This window comes from Novipirellula rosea (assembly GCF_039541335.1).
Classification (GTDB): Bacteria; Planctomycetota; Planctomycetia; order Pirellulales; family Pirellulaceae; genus Novipirellula; species Novipirellula rosea.
Genome location: NZ_BAABGA010000046.1, coordinates 48,185 through 64,783, shown reverse-complemented (window position 1 = coordinate 64,783; position 16,599 = coordinate 48,185). Strand labels below are relative to the sequence as shown.

Sequence of the window (16,599 nt, the reverse complement as noted above, 5' to 3'; positions counted from 1 at the left end):
AGGAGCGATCCCTTGATGCGTCCACTAAAACACGGCAGTGTGGAACTTGTCTTAGGCAATATCGTTGATCAGGACACCGATGCCATTGTCAACGCAGCAAACACCTCGCTTGCCGGTGGCGGCGGCGTGGATGGTGCGATTCATCGTGCTGCTGGTCCGACGCTCAAACAGCTGTGTCTAAAACTGCCCGAGGATGAACGGGGCCGCCGTTGCCAGACCGGCCATGTTCAAGTTACGGCGGCGGGGAATTTGCCGGCAAAGTTTGTGATTCACGCGGTGGGGCCATTCTACAACGAGCGTTACGCCAAGAAATGCCATGCACAGCTTCGTCAGGTCCACACGCTGGCTCTGCAAGCCGCGGTGCAACATGGCTGTGGTTCCGTCGCCTTTCCCGCAATTTCAACCGGGGCTTATCGATTTCCGATCGTCGACGCGGCGCGAATCGCGGTCGATGTGGTGGCATCGTTCCTGCAAACGCCGCCAGCGATTTCGCTGGTTCGCTTCGTGCTATTTAAGCAAAGGCAATACGACGTTTTTGCCGAGGCGTTAGAAGACTGGTCTCCAGCGGGTTGAGCAATTTGACGGATTCGCAAAATCAGGACATCCGATTTTGTGTCGTGTAGACTGGAGGTCCGAAAACCGGTGTTTCCTCGTACGAGTTTCGTTCTCATGCTGCTATTCTCTCGCAATTTTGTCATCCTCGCCCTCGTGATGGCCTTCGCAGGCACCTTCTCGGCCAACCTCGGCTTGGCTCAAACCGCCGAAATGCGGCGAGCGATGAAACAGCAACAAGAATTCCAGAAACGTTTACAGCAACAACGCAAAGAGGCCGCTGAGAACTCGCCCACACTGCCCACCGATCCCCAGTTGATGGGGCTACACAAAGAGTTCATTACCAAGGCCGAGAAGTTAGCTGCCGACTACGAAAAGAAAAAACAGACCGCCGAAGCTCGCCAAGTTTACGAAGCGATTGTGCGTTTGGTCCCCAAATACCAACCGGCCGAAGAGGGGCTCAGCCGGATGATCGCCGCCCAATCAGTACAAGATCGCAAATTGACCGAAGTCGTCGCCAATCGCGGTTGGCAAGATTCCGGAGTCACGCTGGTTCAGGGAATGCCCGTCCACATGGAAGTCAAAGGGGCCTGGAAAGTGGTGGTCGAAACCGACGCCAAAGGGGTAGAGATTCCCAATGAGATCAAACCTAAAAGCAGCGACATTAAACTTGGGACACTGATCGGCGTGATCGCAACGTCGCCGTCAGAATTGGATACTGAAAAACCATTTGTGGTCGCCAAGCAACTCGATTTCATTAACAAAAAGACAGGCCGATTGTTTTTGAAAATGTTTGATATCGACCCAAGTGACAACGAGGGGAAAATCCACGTGCTGATTCAAAGCACCTTTCCCTAACCTAGCGTGGTTTTCGCTTGTGAATCCCCAAACCAAGCTGTTGTAAATGGGCGAGCAATTCCGGTCGGTCCTCGTAGCGCTGGACCACGCGAGCGAGATTCTTTTTCCAACTGGCAAAACTCGGCGGTTGACCTTCCTGGTAACAGGACCATAGCCGCTCGCTCAACTCGGTGTTTAGGTCCGATGCCATCAGCGTGCAAATTGCTTCGTGTACCCGTTCTCGCTCGGTCAACGCATAGTCGGCATCACCCTCGGAAACCATGTGCCAGTAACTGAGGAAATCATTGCGTTGCCGCGGAGGAAGGTCGTGGACGATTTCGTCGATCACGTCCGCATCGGCGACGGTGCCGCGATCCAGTTGCGGCCAATCATCATCGCCGCGAACTGCGATCTCGATGCCATCGTTGTCCAAAATTCGGTCGTTGAAGATCAGCCAACCTTGCTTGTAAACCGCATCCTGCAATGCGTTCTGCACCGGGCGACATGAGGGTTCGTAGCGAAGCAACGTCCCAGGATCGACTTTGGCCAGACAATCGGCAATGAATTTGGTGAATCGTTCCCAGCGGATCAAATCGCTGCCGGACCGTGAATTCGACGTTGCCGATCTGACCAAACCTAACGCCGCATCGAGCGTTTTGCTCAAGTGGACTCGGTTGCCTTCGCACGGCGCGTGGGTCAACACATTGGCGGCGAGTTCGGTGGCATCGATGTGTTGCACTTGCGGCGAGTGAACAAAACGAATCACGCAATCGATGGCTGCCGTGACGACGCGGTGATCGATCCAGTATGACCATCGCGGTTCATCCACCAGACGAAAATGTTGGTTAAGCAGGCCCGGTAACTTGGCCTCGGTGTGCTTCAGTGCCGACAACATCAATTCACTTAAGAAATCACGAATCCGTTGCCGGTCCGCCATCGTCCGTCCCGCACCGGTGTCACAATAGGCTTGTAACCGCAGTGATTGCAGTGTGCTGGACGTGTCTGTTTTGATTTGCGTTTCAAGCCAATCGAGGTCGAGCGGGATCTGACGCGTGATCGCCAGACGCAATAGCGACGATTGCAAACGTGGGGATTGCGTAACATCAATCTGGTTGACCAATGACTCGGCGATCGCTCGGTCGGCGGAGTGCATCGAGATCTCGATGGCTTTGACGCGTAAATCGTCCGGCAAACTGCGAGCCAACGCAATTTCCATCACCACGTTTGCCCCTTGATCGACAGGGTGGCCTGCGAGCGTTTCGATGCAATGTTTTACTTCTGAGTGATCCGGCGGCAACATCGCCAGACGGCGTACCCATTGATCACGTTGGACGGGGCCGAGCATCCCGGTGCATGCGACACAGCAATGTTCCAAGGTCGATGAATCTTGGCCAGCGTCCGCGGCAATCGATGGTGTGCCTGCGAGTGACGATGCATTGGCAACGCCAACGCTGTCGGGAATCAGCCGACGAATCAGTCGCAGGACAAAATCGTCTAAATCATCATGGGAATTTGCTTTCCACTGCAAGAATGCTGGATCCAGCGATGCCAACGTCTCAACGTACAACCGCGTCACACTCGGGTCGCTGCTCTGCTGTGTCAAACGCCACAGTTTGTTGCGGATTGGGGCGATCGTTCGAGACCATTGGATCAGTGTGGAATCGTTTTGATGCATGTCCCGCTGTGCGTCTCGCGAGACCGCGGCGAGCTTGGCCAAACGCAGCAAAGTTTGATGAAACAAATCACCATGTCGAAGCCAGTGTTTGGTCCTTTCCAAACAAACGTTACGGAAGCGTTCGCTCAGCACGGCGGCGTGATACAAAACGTCCGAGCGATGTTCGGATTGGATCGCATGATCAAATACCGCGGTGTGGGCATCGACGTCGTCCATCTCTGCGATCTGCAGCGCCGCAAAGTAAGTTGGAAACGCGGAATCGGAAAAATGGTATTCATCGATCATCGCGTTGCCTCGATCCAGCAGACGGCTTTCCAAAATTGCCGATTCCGAAACGCCGAACGAGGCGGTTGCCCTTTGCAATTCCGTTTCGTGAAAAGGGTCGCGTACGCGCTGAGGTCCAAATTGCCGATTGTACGAAAATTGGCTTAACGCTTGTAAATGTTGCAGCGTGATGCCCCCCGTTGCATTTCCCGAAAAGTGAGGGCGTTTTCGCATCCAAGCGACGAGCTGTGTGATCACTTTGGTCGATAACAACGCGCCATCGTAGTGGTCGGCATCGAGCAGGACATGCACGATTTGGCCCAGAAACAGCGGATGTTGGGCTAAGGTTTGCAAATCATCCGAGGCACGGATTTGATCGACTATTTGTTTGGCATCGCCGCGACGATGGTGGGATTTCCGGTAGCGGCTGCGAACGAGATTGTGCGCCAAATCGATCATCGAATGGGGTGTCAGTTTGCCGATGTGATAAAAATCGACATGGTCTCGGTCCCGCAGCGATTGCGGCAATCCCGCCGGGCGTGATGTGATTAGCGTCACGAAGTGGTCGGATTCGCGTTCCAATTGCTCTCGCACGTTGTCTCGTTGGGCTGCGGGCACCTCGTCCCATCCGTCGCACATCAATAGCACACGGTGTCGGTCATGCGAGACGTGGCGAAGCCACAGCGAAGCTGCGTTTGCATCGACGTCGTGATTGTCAAGCGAAGCAAAGAAATACTGTAACGGAGTGAGCTCAGGTTGCGCGGCAATCGCTTCTGCGTAATCCTTTAGCTTGACGACGATGGGGACGTCAAAGTCACCGATGCCTGATTCCGCAATCGTGTGTGCCAACCATTGAATCAGCGTCGACTTGCCGCTGCCGGGGCCACCCACAATAACGCAGCGATCAAGCGTGCGTGATACGATGGTACGAACATCGTACGTCGATCCAATGATCTTGCGGTGCCTCGCTGCGCGCGGTGACGTCGCGTGCCGCCTCGGTTCCGTCGAGCAGTCGGCATCAAGGTTCGCATCGATTTCATCAATTCGATCTTCGTACAGTTCAAGTTCCACGAACATCTCGTCGATCGGCACCGGTTTGTCGCCGGGGATTACCGATGGAATGTGGGTCCAGCACTGCTTGCGATACAGATGTTCAAACCATGTTTGAAGTCCGTAGACACAGTGTTGTTCGGATTCCGCAGCACCGTGGATTCCGCCGGTGCAGTGGGCTGATGCAGGACGATGCGCCGCTGCGGGACGGTGGACCGAGGATGGGAATGGACCGGTGGTATCGTTACCGCGGGGCGGGGACGTACTGCGAGTGGATATGGGGGATTGGGCGATCGAGACCGTGGTGGCTAGAAAGCGAGGAATCGCGGCGGCAGGACGGTTGCGTTCTCGCAACCAACGCCGCGTGACGCTTCGCAGTTCATCCAGGCTGACGCGTTGACGGTCCGAAAACTGCTCGCACCACATCGCCGCGATCGACTTCATTTCGGACCGACAGCGGCGGGGAATAATGTCAAACAGGACGGCAAGAGACTCGACCCGATGACAAAGATGGGAATCAGCATCGTTGCCGCGTCGCGGCGAGTTATCCCAGGCCAGCTCTTGCCAGGGTGATCTCTCGGCGATGGAATCGGGATCGCCACCCGCCTCGGCATTGGCAAGTAAAGCGAATGCCTTTTTCAGAGGTGCAGGAGCATCGATCATCTTTGCCTCCATGACTTATGAATTCAAAAGCAGCAGGGCTGGGCGGAAAATCTTGGCGACTCGTCCCCGTCGTACGCATCGATCGGGCCGGGAGACGTCCCCCGGGTCTGGCTCGTCTTAGGGTCCCACCTGGATGCCCGTCGTCACGCCGATGTTCGCTTCCCTTAACCGATGGGGAACAAAAGTCGTTTGGCGACGGGTGGATTGCAGACGTTGGGTAGGGGGGCAACGAAGGTGTTTAGGAAGGGAAAGTCCCATTGATCCGGCTTTTACGGAGTTTTGGGGCCCTGTGATAGATTTTTCATTTGGGAACTTTTTCGTTGTTGGTAAGCTAGGAAGACTGGAACGCCAGCGAGAGGGCGGAGAATCGTTAATGGCGTTTAAGAAGAGTCCCTAAAGGCGTTAAAAACGCTTGAAACTAGCGAAAGCACCCGAATTCACGTGATTTGCAATCGATACGGTGTGGCTGTTAAATGGGGTAAGCCGCGACTTGAGGCGATGCCCCATTGGTCTGTTTTCCTAGACCCGCCTCAAGTCTCCGACTCGCCGAACGCTGCAGATTAGAATAATATCGATATTGCCGTGCGCAATATTGGCGCAAAGTGGTCAAGTCGGTTGTCAATTTCAGTTTATTCCGCACACGAGCGAGTACCGTGAAATGCCCAAAGGCAGCATCAAAATCAGTCAGACACGAAAAGAACTTGGGCTCTCTCAACTTCAACTTGCCGTTCAGGCCGGAGTTGCCGTTCGGACCTTGCAGTTCGCAGAAGCAGGCAAACGCCATTTGTCTGCAAAAATGCTCCGCCGGATCGCCGATGCTTTGTCGTTGCCCTACGAGGATGTGATCAGTGACACCTCGCAGCGAGATGACCAATTTGACGCTTGGCCCTGGTCATTGTCGCAATTCATTCAGAGCAAAACGGTACCTAGCGACGAAGCGTTTTGTGAAAACGAAGCAGACGCGTGCGGTGTCTTCCAGCGGATGCGAGACAGTTGGCGAATGCACCTTGACGGTTCGGATCCGACCGAGGATGACCGCTTGTTTATTGCTGCCGACAAGAAGTTAAACGAACGCTACGTGCGTTACGAAGATCGCTATTTGGCGCTGTGGCGACGCCATCCGCAAACGATTCTGTTGGCGGCGGCAGATGGAAAGCGATACGGCGCCAGCGTGGTGTTGCCGGTGACCGATTCGGCCTATGAACGATTGCGTGATGGAGTCATCTCGTTCATGGACATCGGTCCGGACGACATTTTGGACGAGAGCCAAAATCTGGTGCTCGATTCCGCAGTCGAATTCAAAGATGTCGGAGGTTCGGCATGGTACAAGGTGACCGACAGTCTCAGCTACGCTGTGTTCTGCCAAATCGCGATGTTGTCGATCGATCCGATGGCCGAAGATTTCCGCATGGTCTCGTTTGGCGCAAGTCCTACCAATATTCGCCGACTCAAATCGATCGGATTCCAAGAATGCGGCACCACGATGCCCGAGTTTGATTTTCCAATCTGTGAATTCGCGCAAGAGCATAGTGATGAGTCGGACGACACCTACACCCGTGTCTCCACCACCTCTCACTACGCTCATCTATTTCATCGTGTCGTCGGATCACGTTTCCGGTCGGTGACACGGCGACGTGTGATCACCAACTCGCTGCGTGCGTTTCAGCGAATCGTCAAACCCGTATGCGATGATAACGTATCTGATTCGGTTTGTTCCGTGGCGTGACGTTGGTGTCGACCGTGCGGTTCCATTTCGGTTTGCACTGCATGGAACCGGCATGTTGTTCCCAGAACCGGAAATAGCGTAGCTCGTTCTTAGCCTCTTCGCTCTCGATCCATTCTCGCAATTGGTAATTTACCGCAGTCGCGTCGGCCGCCAGATAGCCGGTGCGACGGTTCCAATCTTCCGATGACCATGACTCGAGTTCGTCTCGCACTTGCGGACACATCCGCCCGTGACCACTTTGGATTAACCATTCGCCATCGATTTGATCGGCGTAATCTTCGGTGACGATGCCGCGTCCATTTTCGTGATGCAGAGCAAGGTGACAGTTCGTTCCCACCACCGAAGCGACGACCTCGGTTGCCACTTTGTGAAAGCGAGGATGTCCCGATTCAAAACGCTCCATTGCAGCAAAACAGGTGTGCCCTATCTCCGCCACGCCGTAGCAGTGCAGGTACTCAATCTGGCACCCATGTTGCTGCAGTTGGTCCGAAATAAACCGCTCTAACGAGAGCGGGAAATAGTAGCCGCCCGCCGCCCACAAGATCCGCTCGGGGATTTCCGTTTGATTGCGTAGCATCCGCAGCAACAGGTCGACACCGGCCAACGGTTGGGCCGCCATTACCACCGTTCGTTTTTCCAGTGCAGCGAGCCGCATCGCGCGAATGAACGTCGGTGGATGCAGGTAGGTGTCCACCAGCGGTGCAAATCCAGCTAATCCTAATGCGGCCGGATAGGCGCTGACGATGAGTGCCTCGGGGTGCAGCATTGTGGAGATTTTTGGAAACGAAGCCAGCAACTGGGGCAATCGCTGATTGTCCGATTGCCCCAGGATGCGGAATCCGTAAGGCTCCAGCGATGATGAACCGGCTGCATACGACAGCTGGTTGGCTCCGAGATTCATGCGGTCGCTATGACGTGATCGGATCATCGTCGCTTCCCATACAGAATTTCAAACGGAGGTTCCGCGACCAAACCCGACAACCGGTCTTCGCGAACGAGCGTGCCTTTGACGTCCCACGTTGATAAATCAAACCACTCGCGGAAGAACTTCATCAAAAAGAACGGTTGCCAGATCTTGGTTTGAATCCACGTGTCATCGTACGAGAACAAGCCTTCGGTCCATTCGCGTTCTTCGTGAGTCCACGCCTGACGCCACTGGAAATCTTCGCGAGCGATACTCTGGATCCGGCGAGACGTGAACGAATCGCCAGGAATCACGAAGGCCACACTTCCGCCGGGACGCAGCAACGAGGCAATCTTCACCGCGGCTGCCTCGAGATCCTCGGCGGTATGCACATGGTTCCAGTACCATGCGGCGCTAATCAAATCGATCGATTCGTCGGCGGCATCAAAGTCCGCAAACGTCGAACAAACGTAGCGAACCGCGGGATCTTCGTTCTGAGAATTGGCAATGTCGATCAAGTCTTCGGAGCTGTCGACACCCACGATCGAATTCGCGAAGGGCTTTAGAATCTGAGTCGACTCGCCATGCCCACAAGCGATATCGAGTGCCAATTCACATTTCTGTGGAACCAGCTGCTGCAGCGCAAGTTCGTGACAGCGATGCACGGCATCGTAATACTCTCGCACGCAGGTTACTGCGGATTTGTATTGGTCATAGTTCGTCCAGCGATACACGGTCATTGCAGAATTCCTTGAGGCATGGTTTTAAAAAAATAGGAACAAAAACGGATGCGGCGACGTTGCCGTTAACCATCTCGGTGGTCAAGATTTGGTGTTTAAGAAAGGATCATGGGCGTGGCGTAACAGCTTGTTACGACGTCCTGCATCGGCAGGATGTCATCTAGACTGGCAAAGATGTCGGTACAGAACGACCGACGATGGGGGTCGGCCGACATCATCATGACGATGCTGTTAGTTCCCAGCGTGGGGTGAATGAAATCCGAGCCTTCGATCACTTCGTATCCGATTCGCTGATAGAACGAGGCCAATTTTTTGTCCGCGTTGATCAAATTCAGCCGCGAGCCGAGGTTGACTTGGTCGCGCCAAAATTCACGCACCATCGTTCGCAGTGTCTTCAAGGACGAGCAACCACTTCGGTTGATGCGAAACTTGCATGTCGACACCAAACAATCGTGATACCGCGTCATCAATTGAGGTGAATAGACATCTGCACAATCGACTTCCCCATCGACGGGCCGCGTTGCCGTCATCGCGCCAACCGGTTGCCCGTCGTACAACATGCTGTAGTGAAAACTGTACGAATCAAACGCAAACGAAGACTCGCCGCCTCCCTCACGACGCACCTGCATGACTTGTTCGTGGACTTGATTGTCCGTTCCAAAGTCACGTGTGATCGTCAGTCCAAGCGAGTGGTCTTCGAACAGAAAACGATAAGGATCGGCAACTGCCATTCCGCTAGAACGCATAACGATTCGATGCCTCCACTGCTCCTTCGCCTCCTATCGTTGCCTGCACCAGCGAAGCAACCTGGGTGGAAAAGCCATCGACGAAAGAGCTGTCTCGATGGCCTTACACTTCTTGGCCGCCGAGACATCGAGGGACAGCCAGGGGACATGCCGATGTCCCGGCGAAAAGACCACGAAACGAAGACCGAATGGGCCGAATGCGAACGAGCGAAAGCCGCCAGTATGTGAACAAATGACAACTCGCGATGATGACGCGTGATCGAGTTATCGCCGCGGTCAGAGAAGATTCGCTGTCAGCAAGCGATGAGAACCAAGCGATCCGCGGAAGAGGTCCGCGTGCCAGCAAAAAAAAATACAACGACGGCACGGCCTGTCACGTCGCTGTCCCACGCCCTCTCGGATGAGTCGCGGCAGGGACCGCTGCGATTAGCCCACGACGTCCAAAGTGGGACATGAATACCTCAACCACCATCCATGCCCGGTAGAGACCGTTGACTGAGTTAGCCGTTTTGGCCCACACGGTGAAGCGTTTGGAGGCGGCGATTACGGCATTTGCGTTTTGTAGCTACGCTCGCCAGAGCGTGGTTGGTTTCATGCAAATAGGATCAGCGTCCTCAATTCCTCGAATTCTCCCATACAGCAAGATTGATTTCTGCCTTGCATCCCTCTAGGATGGCCCCTAATCGCGATCTAATGCCGTCATTGCCACCGTAAAGGAAAGTCATGCGATCATCCAGACTGCAGCCTGCCAGCAGAAAATCACCGCGTCGCCTAGCCGCCAAACGGAAGACAATTGCTCAAGGATGTGGTCCTCGACTTCGACATGAAAAGCTGGAACCGAGGCAACTGTTGGCCGGTGACTTTGGCTTATCTCAATCGTACTATCCTGATGCCATCGGTCCACAAACGAACGCGGCTTTTGGCGATGTCGTGGCAGTCAATGCACAATACCGGGTCGTGTCGGCGCCATTGACGAATATTGATGGATTCAACTCGGTGGGAGAAGTCTATGTTTACGACAACAATGCGGATGGAGACCTAGTCGCGACGCTGAAGAACCCAGGCTCTCCAGGAGATTACTTCGGACAATCGTTGGCGATTGATGGATCGACGGTTGCCGTTGGGGCATCGCGTGATTCTACGGGGGCGTCGGATTCAGGAGTCGTCTACCTCTACGACCTTGCTAGTGGACCGACACCATCGCCAATCACGATCGTCAACCCTACGCCATCGGCGAGCGACCGGTTTGGCGAAAACATCGCGATGCAGGATGGCGTGCTAGTGGTTGGGGTGCGAAGTGACGACACCGCAGGTGCCGACTCGGGAGCGGTGTACCTGTACGATCTGAGCGATGGGGACACCTCGGTCGATGCAACGCTGACAAATAACGGATCGCACTTATTCGGTACCTCGATTGCGCTGGACAACGATGTTTTAGCAGTGGGCTCACTACTGGATGGACTCGATCCCGAGCAACCCTTTGATCAACAAGATACTGGGGCGGCATATATCTATTCCACTGCCGAGTTTCGAGCGAATGGCTCGTCGCCCTCATTCGTCGCATCGCTGCGTCACCCTGACGCCGACCCTGATGACGGAATCGGTCAAAAGTCGGGCGGACTCGTTCGCCTGAGCGAGGGTCGGCTGTTCGTGAATGCAGTTTCGCTCTCGCCAACCGCGCCGACTTCTGCGGTCCTGAATGTCTACGCGTTGTCCGATATCACCGCATCCAGCCCAGGAGACGGGCTGCTCGGCACGCTCACCAACCCTGCCGGAAATATCGCCAACAATGTCTTCCTGTCGGATGTTGCGGTTTCTGGAAACCGTGTGCTGATCGGGGCTGATGGCGATGACACGTCGGAGCAAGACGCCGGTGCCGCATACCTGTTTACGTTGATGGAGCCAAACTCCACCAGCCTCATCGAGTCCACGGTCAAGATCGACAATCCCGATCCACGTCGACGTGATACCTTTGGCGATTCTGTGGCGATTAGTGGCGACTCGATCTTGATTGGGGCACCCGCGGTTGGGGCTTCGTCGAGCGATTTCGCTACGGGGCGAGCTTTTACTTTCAACGTTGTCGAAGGAATCGTTCAGCCCGGTTCATCCGTCACCAATGCAACGCCCGCCACTGACGATGCGTTTGGCACCTCGATCGAATTGAACGGACAGTGGATGGTGATCGGTGTCCCCGGTGAAACGGAAGGTCTACAGTCCGCAGGTGCGGTGGAAATCTATGATGCATCGGGGCCTTCCCCCGTGTTGATCGAGCGGTTGGAAAGCCCCAACCCAAGCCGAGGTGGATCCTTCGGAACCTCAATGGACCTCGATGGCGATCGCTTGGTAGTCGGTCAGCTCAGTAGCGAACATTCGACGGCATTTGTCTTTGAATTGTCCACCACCGGCACAACGTTGCTCACGAGCTTGGACAGCCCCGATGGTATCAGCAATGGCTTCGGTCGTTCGGTTGCCATTAGCGGTGACCGAGTCCTTGTCGGAGATTTCCGAAAAGGAAGTGCCTCGTTGTTCGACATCGGTGGTTCCGAACCGGTATTGATTGACACTCTCACGGATCCTGACACTGGATCCAATCTCTTTGGTTGGACCGCAGCGATGGACGGCGACCTGATCACTATCGGGGCGTTCCGCAGTGATACCGGCACCGCTGACCTTGCCGGGAAGACGCACGTCTATCGTGTCGTAAACGAGGATGCCGTTTTGATTGAGACATTGACGTCTCCTTCCCCTTCGATTGTGAACGGCTACAGCAGTGGGCTCGCCGTTGAAGGCAATAGGATCGTGGTCGGTGAACCAGGTCGCGATTTGGATCCAAACGCCACCAATGACAACACCGGCAGCGTCTATGTCTATGAGGTCGTAGGCAATCAGGTTTCACTACGCCAGTCGATTGCACAGATCGAATCATCTTATTTCGGACAGAGCGTCGATCTAAGCGATGGTCGACTGGCGGTGGGTGCGGTCTTCGATCGACACACCGGGGTCTCCGGTGGACGCGCCTACTTGTACCAGATCGTCGATGGCGAGTTCGTAGCCGAGGCTGATTTTGATAATCCGACGGGGTTGGTTGGCTCCGATTTCGGCAGTGCCGTCGCGGTCTCGGGGGATCGCGTATTGGTTGCATCGCCTGGCGATTCAACCATTGGCAGCGATCAAGGTGCCGCTCACTTGTTTGAATCAATCGCTCCGCAATTAACCCTGACGCGAATGGGTGACGACTCGTCGATTGATGAAACCGATGGGGTAGCACGCTTCCGGCTAGAACGAAATGTCAATCTGGATTCGGCAGTCACCGTGGCCATCAAAGTCGAGGAATCCACCGTCCTAGAATCAGACACCGGCCTTTCGTTTGCCGCCGGTCAAACTTCGTTAATCTTTGAACTGCGAGCCGTCGAGAACCAAATTCGCGAAACGGACACCAACTGGGGATTTTCGGTTGAAGTGGACGGCTATGAGTCGCTGAATGCTTCGATCGAAGTGGTCGATAACGAACCAGAGCTGCAACCGCAATTGCTGATTAACCCGAGTTCGATCAGTGAGTCCGGGGGCACGGCAACGGCAACGGTCCAGCTCAACGTGCTCTTACGAAACGATTACGAAGTCTCGACCAGCGCGACCGCAGAATTGGCTGGTCATCTTTCGATGCCGGCATCCGTTCGCGTCAATGCGTTAGAGTCGTCTGCAACCTTTGATATCGAAGCGATCGATAACGATTCGTTCGATGGAGATAAGACAGGTCTTGTCCAATTGTTAGCGCAAGATGTGGTCGCGGCGAAGCAATTAACGATCATTGACAACGAAGTTCCGCCACCCAACCAAGCCCCAACCATTGAGACGCTAAACGGGCCAACGCTCGATAATGCTGCGAGAGCTGGCCAATCATTCACATTGACGGGCGAGTTTGCTGACGCAGACATCGGCGATTCTCACTTGGTTCTCATCCAATGGGGTGATGGAACATCAACATTATTGACCGGAGACCAAATCGACCAGACAGGCAATGCGTTCATAATCGAACACAAATACGATGTCGCCGGCTTTTATGATATCTCGGTGACCGTAGACGACGGGACCGATTCAACTACCTCCACGCTACAAGCCGTTGTGGCAGGGATCTCATTGCGAGACGATGGTACTTTGCTCATCGTTGGAACAGACGATCGAGATCGGATTCAAGTGAAACGGAAGGGATCGAAATTGGAGATCCAAGCCTCCTTCGCAGGCGAACGCAACGTCAAACATTCGTTTGAATCGTCTTTGGTTGACGTCGTTCATCTCTTTTCAAACGGTGGCCGTGACAACATCAAGGTCGACCACAAAATCCGACAAAACGTAGTCCTGTTCGACTAACCGTTTATTAGTTAGTCAGTGTAGGGCTAACAGAGATTCCGCAAAATGGGCGTGAAGATCATGCGTCCAGCCCACAATCGAAACGTGGTGCCCTTTTTGGCACCACTTAGAAGGGGCATGATGGTTCAACGTGGTTCACGCTGTCCGCCACCTCCGAAAAACACGGTGTCTCCCGTGTTTTATTAATGAAAAGTACCCCCACAAGGGCTCGAACCTTGGACAAACGGATTAAGAGTCCGTTGCTCTACCAACTGAGCTATAGGGGCGTGTTTTGTGGGGAAACAATCGTCTCCGTCACATCAACGGCCCAATTTTAACAACTTCTTGCAGTCTCGCAATAACCGGTTTCGACAAATTCCAAGGCGGCCAAATCAATCTTGCTGCGAGCATCAATCTTGCTGCGAACTGGGCAAGGCTCGCAAAATCCCTTCCGCTTTGGTCCACGTTTCCGCTTCTTCGCTCTCGGGATTGCTTCGCGCCGTGATTCCTCCGCCGACCGGAATCTGCCACTGACCGCCTGTGGCGGTGACGGTGCGAATCAGAATGTTGAATTCAGCATGTCCCGAACAACTGATGTATCCCATCGATCCACAGTAGGGGCCTCGGCGATCGGGTTCCAGCTCTGCGATCGTCCGCATCGCTTCGATCTTGGGAGCTCCGGTGACGCTGCCGCCGGGAAAACATGCTTTCAGTAAATCGATCACATTGCAATCGTCTCGCAGCGTTCCCTCGACAATCGAAACCAGATGCTGAACGAACTGATACCGTTCGACTTGGCACAATTTGCGGACTTCGACGCTGTCGTCACGGCAGACTCGCGAAAGATCGTTTCGCATCAGATCGACGATCATGATGTTTTCCGCACGGTCTTTCAAGCTTCGCTGCAACGACTCGGCAAGTCGCTGATCTTCGCCTGCGTCTCCGGTCCGCGGAACCGTCCCTTTGATCGGCCGTGTTTGCACGTTACGGCCATCGAGTTTCAAGAACAGCTCGGGCGAGCTGCTGAGCACATCAAATGGGTCGCCGTGGTAGAAAACGCTGTAGGGAGCGGGGTTTGCCACGCGAAGTCGACGATACAGGTCTGCGGACGACAGCACCGCAGGGTGCAACAAACGCTGCGCCAAATTGACTTGAAACGAGTCGCCGCTGCGAATTCGGTTGACCACATCCGCGACAGCGGCTCGGAATTCCTGGCTGCTGAAATTGCTGGTGACTCGCTCGCGATCGCAGGGACTCACATGATCATCCAGGGGTGTCGCTTCCGAAGGGGTTTCCAACATCGTCTGGATTTGAGCTTCGATTTCATCCGCCCGAACTGTCGCCCGCCCGAGCCGGTCCTGTTCGAGCCGGTCCTGTTCGAGCCGGTCCCGCTCGAGCCGGTCCTGTTCGGTACCGAAGCAGGCCTCGTCGCTGAACCCTTGGCAAATCAGCCACGACGTTCCCTCGGCATGGTCCATTGCGATGGTCCAGTCGTACAGTCCGAGCGAGATTGCGGGAGTCGGCAAATCGTTACGCTGTGACACCCCAACCTGCTCGAGCCAAGTCGCAGCTTCGTACCCGATCAACCCCGCAATTCCTCCCTGCATCGGTGGTAAATTTGCCGCCTGGGTCGAGGGGAGTTGGCGATACCACTGTTGCAGTACCGGCCAGGGATCGGGATCCCCGACGTTCGCAACGAGCGTGGCGATCGGGTCGGACATCAAAAACGAGTAACGAGGCGGCGGGACATCGACATCGACCGGCGAGGTCGACTTGGGGACCGAATCGAACCACAAACAACCTGCCCGGCTGGCAAAATGCGAAAATACACGCTCGATCGAAAAATCGTCCGAGAGCCGGCGAATGACGGGTAGAGAGGGGGTCGAGCGAGTCATGTTGCTAAGGCTAGCAGGAAGCAAGTGTTTCTGTAGGTGGCTTGATTTCGAAAAAACAACGCGTCCGAATTGTCGGGGATTTGGACTACATTAGTTTGCAGCTATCTTGCATCATGTGACGGTCGAGTCGGAATCGACAAACCCCGCTCTGTTGGGGCTCGCACCGTATCGTTCCCGCTGCGGCCCGGTGAGACCCGGCGCGGCGCGGCCCGGCGCGGCCCGGCGCGGATTCGCAGAACTACAACCGATTAGCAGACTTATGCCATTCACCGTGACTCATATTGCCGCAGCGATTCCGGTTGCTTGGCTGTGTCGATGGCGGTTGCCTTTTTCAGCGCTGGCGATCGGGTGTGCGATTCCCGACATCGCGGCATTCTATCCCGCCTGGATTGACTATCGAGCCACCCATTCGATTGCGGGGATTTTGACGCACTGCTTGCCGATCGGAGTCGCGTTTTATTATCTGTACCAATCGCTGCTGAAACGTCCGTTGGCGGATTTGCTGCCCAAACGACTCTCCGAGCGACTGTGGCCGTGGCTGAACAAGCCGATCGATTTTTCGATCCCCGCCATCGCCGCGGTTGTCTTGTGCGTGATGTTCGGCGCCGGCACGCATGTGTTGTGGGACTCGTTCACGCACGGTGGGCGGTGGGGTGTCCAGCAATTCCCCGTCTTGAAAACCACTGCGATCTCACTAAGCGACCGAGCCGTTTCCTGGTACTCGGTGCTGCAACACCTTAGCTCCGTTGTGTTTTTGCCACCGATGTTAGTGGGATTCTACATCTGGATTTGGCGTCAACCGCGAGACCCCAACCAGCGCTGTCATTTTCAATTGCCGCGTGCGGTGACATGGCCAGTCCTGGGGCTGATGATGTTGACCATGGGCGTTCATCTCGTCTGGACGCGACTAAAGTATCCATCGGATTCACTGCTGGGCGTTATCGCCTACAGCATCAAACAGAGCGGTGCGTTGATGATGATCATCGTGCTGCTGTACTGCATCGCAATGCATGTGATTTGGGCATTGCAAAGTGACGAAACGCAGTCGACGGCAAGCGAAACGTAGGCGGCTGCCCAAATGCCTACGTTTCGCTTGCCATCGACTCTCTCTCGCCATCCGGCTCGGTTTTATACCGCAGCGGCGCGGGGGGACGTCGCCCGCTAAATTCTGAACGTTTTACTCGCTACCAAACGGGATTG

General features: G+C 55.0%; 10 protein-coding genes and 1 tRNA gene. 5 read left to right on the top strand and 6 right to left on the bottom strand.

The features are described from left to right. Positions 1-15 precede the first annotated feature (15 nt). The gene (locus tag ABD971_RS17855) at positions 16-573 is read left to right on the top strand and encodes a macro domain-containing protein (protein ID WP_345324269.1); all 558 of its coding nucleotides are present in this window, start codon (positions 16-18) and stop codon (positions 571-573) included. Positions 574-669: 96 nt separating this feature from the next. After that, positions 670-1,410 carry a hypothetical protein gene (locus ABD971_RS17850; RefSeq protein ID WP_339946287.1) on the top strand — a complete coding sequence of 247 codons (741 nt, stop codon included), beginning with the start codon at positions 670-672 and terminating at the stop codon, positions 1,408-1,410. 1 nt (position 1,411) lies between these two features. Here ABD971_RS17850 and ABD971_RS17845 read toward each other — a convergent pair whose 3' ends face one another. After that, positions 1,412-5,041 carry an NACHT domain-containing protein gene (locus ABD971_RS17845; RefSeq protein WP_345324267.1) on the bottom strand — a complete coding sequence of 1,210 codons (3,630 nt, stop codon included), beginning with the start codon at positions 5,039-5,041 and terminating at the stop codon, positions 1,412-1,414. Between the two features lie 658 nt (positions 5,042-5,699). On the opposite strand from ABD971_RS17845, the gene ABD971_RS17840 reads away from it, so the two are divergent. Continuing rightward, positions 5,700-6,767 carry a helix-turn-helix domain-containing protein gene (locus ABD971_RS17840; protein ID WP_345324265.1) on the top strand — a complete coding sequence of 356 codons (1,068 nt, stop codon included), beginning with the start codon at positions 5,700-5,702 and terminating at the stop codon, positions 6,765-6,767. On the opposite strand, the gene ABD971_RS17835 is transcribed toward ABD971_RS17840, so the two are convergent. From ABD971_RS17835 to ABD971_RS17825, 3 genes are all read right to left on the bottom strand, one after another. Continuing rightward, positions 6,715-7,695, bottom strand: coding sequence for a hypothetical protein (locus ABD971_RS17835; protein ID WP_345324263.1), 981 nt, complete (start codon positions 7,693-7,695; stop codon positions 6,715-6,717). The genes ABD971_RS17840 and ABD971_RS17835 overlap by 53 nt on opposite strands. Continuing rightward, complete coding sequence (locus tag ABD971_RS17830) at positions 7,692-8,411, bottom strand: class I SAM-dependent DNA methyltransferase (protein WP_339946283.1); 720 nt, start codon at positions 8,409-8,411, stop codon at positions 7,692-7,694. Before ABD971_RS17830 ends, ABD971_RS17835 begins: the two co-directional genes overlap by 4 nt. Before the next feature lie 95 nt (positions 8,412-8,506). After that, the gene (locus ABD971_RS17825; protein WP_339946282.1) at positions 8,507-9,157 is read right to left on the bottom strand and encodes a hypothetical protein; all 651 of its coding nucleotides are present in this window, start codon (positions 9,155-9,157) and stop codon (positions 8,507-8,509) included. A 723-nt stretch (positions 9,158-9,880) separates the two neighbouring features. Between ABD971_RS17825 and ABD971_RS17820 the strand changes: the two genes are divergently transcribed. Further along, positions 9,881-13,525, top strand: coding sequence for a hypothetical protein (locus ABD971_RS17820; protein ID WP_345324260.1), 3,645 nt, complete (start codon positions 9,881-9,883; stop codon positions 13,523-13,525). Positions 13,526-13,718: 193 nt separating this feature from the next. On the opposite strand, the gene ABD971_RS17815 is transcribed toward ABD971_RS17820, so the two are convergent. Both ABD971_RS17815 and ABD971_RS17810 read right to left on the bottom strand, forming a co-directional pair. Continuing rightward, a tRNA-Lys gene (locus tag ABD971_RS17815) sits at positions 13,719-13,791 on the bottom strand. Positions 13,792-13,914: 123 nt separating this feature from the next. After that, a complete protein-coding gene (locus ABD971_RS17810; protein WP_345324258.1) occupies positions 13,915-15,399 on the bottom strand; it encodes an anthranilate synthase component I family protein in 1,485 nt (494 codons plus the stop codon). Positions 15,400-15,658: 259 nt separating this feature from the next. Here ABD971_RS17810 and ABD971_RS17805 point away from each other — a divergent pair, with 259 nt between their 5' ends. Then, entirely contained in the window at positions 15,659-16,465 is an 807-nt protein-coding gene (locus ABD971_RS17805) for a DUF4184 family protein (protein ID WP_345324256.1), read from the top strand. The last annotated feature ends 134 nt before the right edge of the window (positions 16,466-16,599 follow it).

Coding starts and splice junctions, on each gene's coding strand:
- ABD971_RS17855 (WP_345324269.1), top strand. CDS start 16: ATGCGTCCACTAAAACACGGCAGTGTGGAACTTGTCTTAGGCAATATC.
- ABD971_RS17840 (WP_345324265.1), top strand. CDS start 5,700: ATGCCCAAAGGCAGCATCAAAATCAGTCAGACACGAAAAGAACTTGGG.
- ABD971_RS17810 (WP_345324258.1), bottom strand. CDS start 15,399: ATGACTCGCTCGACCCCCTCTCTACCCGTCATTCGCCGGCTCTCGGAC.
- ABD971_RS17825 (WP_339946282.1), bottom strand. CDS start 9,157: ATGCGTTCTAGCGGAATGGCAGTTGCCGATCCTTATCGTTTTCTGTTC.
- ABD971_RS17835 (WP_345324263.1), bottom strand. CDS start 7,695: ATGATCCGATCACGTCATAGCGACCGCATGAATCTCGGAGCCAACCAG.
- ABD971_RS17830 (WP_339946283.1), bottom strand. CDS start 8,411: ATGACCGTGTATCGCTGGACGAACTATGACCAATACAAATCCGCAGTA.
- ABD971_RS17850 (WP_339946287.1), top strand. CDS start 670: ATGCTGCTATTCTCTCGCAATTTTGTCATCCTCGCCCTCGTGATGGCC.
- ABD971_RS17820 (WP_345324260.1), top strand. CDS start 9,881: ATGCGATCATCCAGACTGCAGCCTGCCAGCAGAAAATCACCGCGTCGC.
- ABD971_RS17845 (WP_345324267.1), bottom strand. CDS start 5,041: ATGATCGATGCTCCTGCACCTCTGAAAAAGGCATTCGCTTTACTTGCC.
- ABD971_RS17805 (WP_345324256.1), top strand. CDS start 15,659: ATGCCATTCACCGTGACTCATATTGCCGCAGCGATTCCGGTTGCTTGG.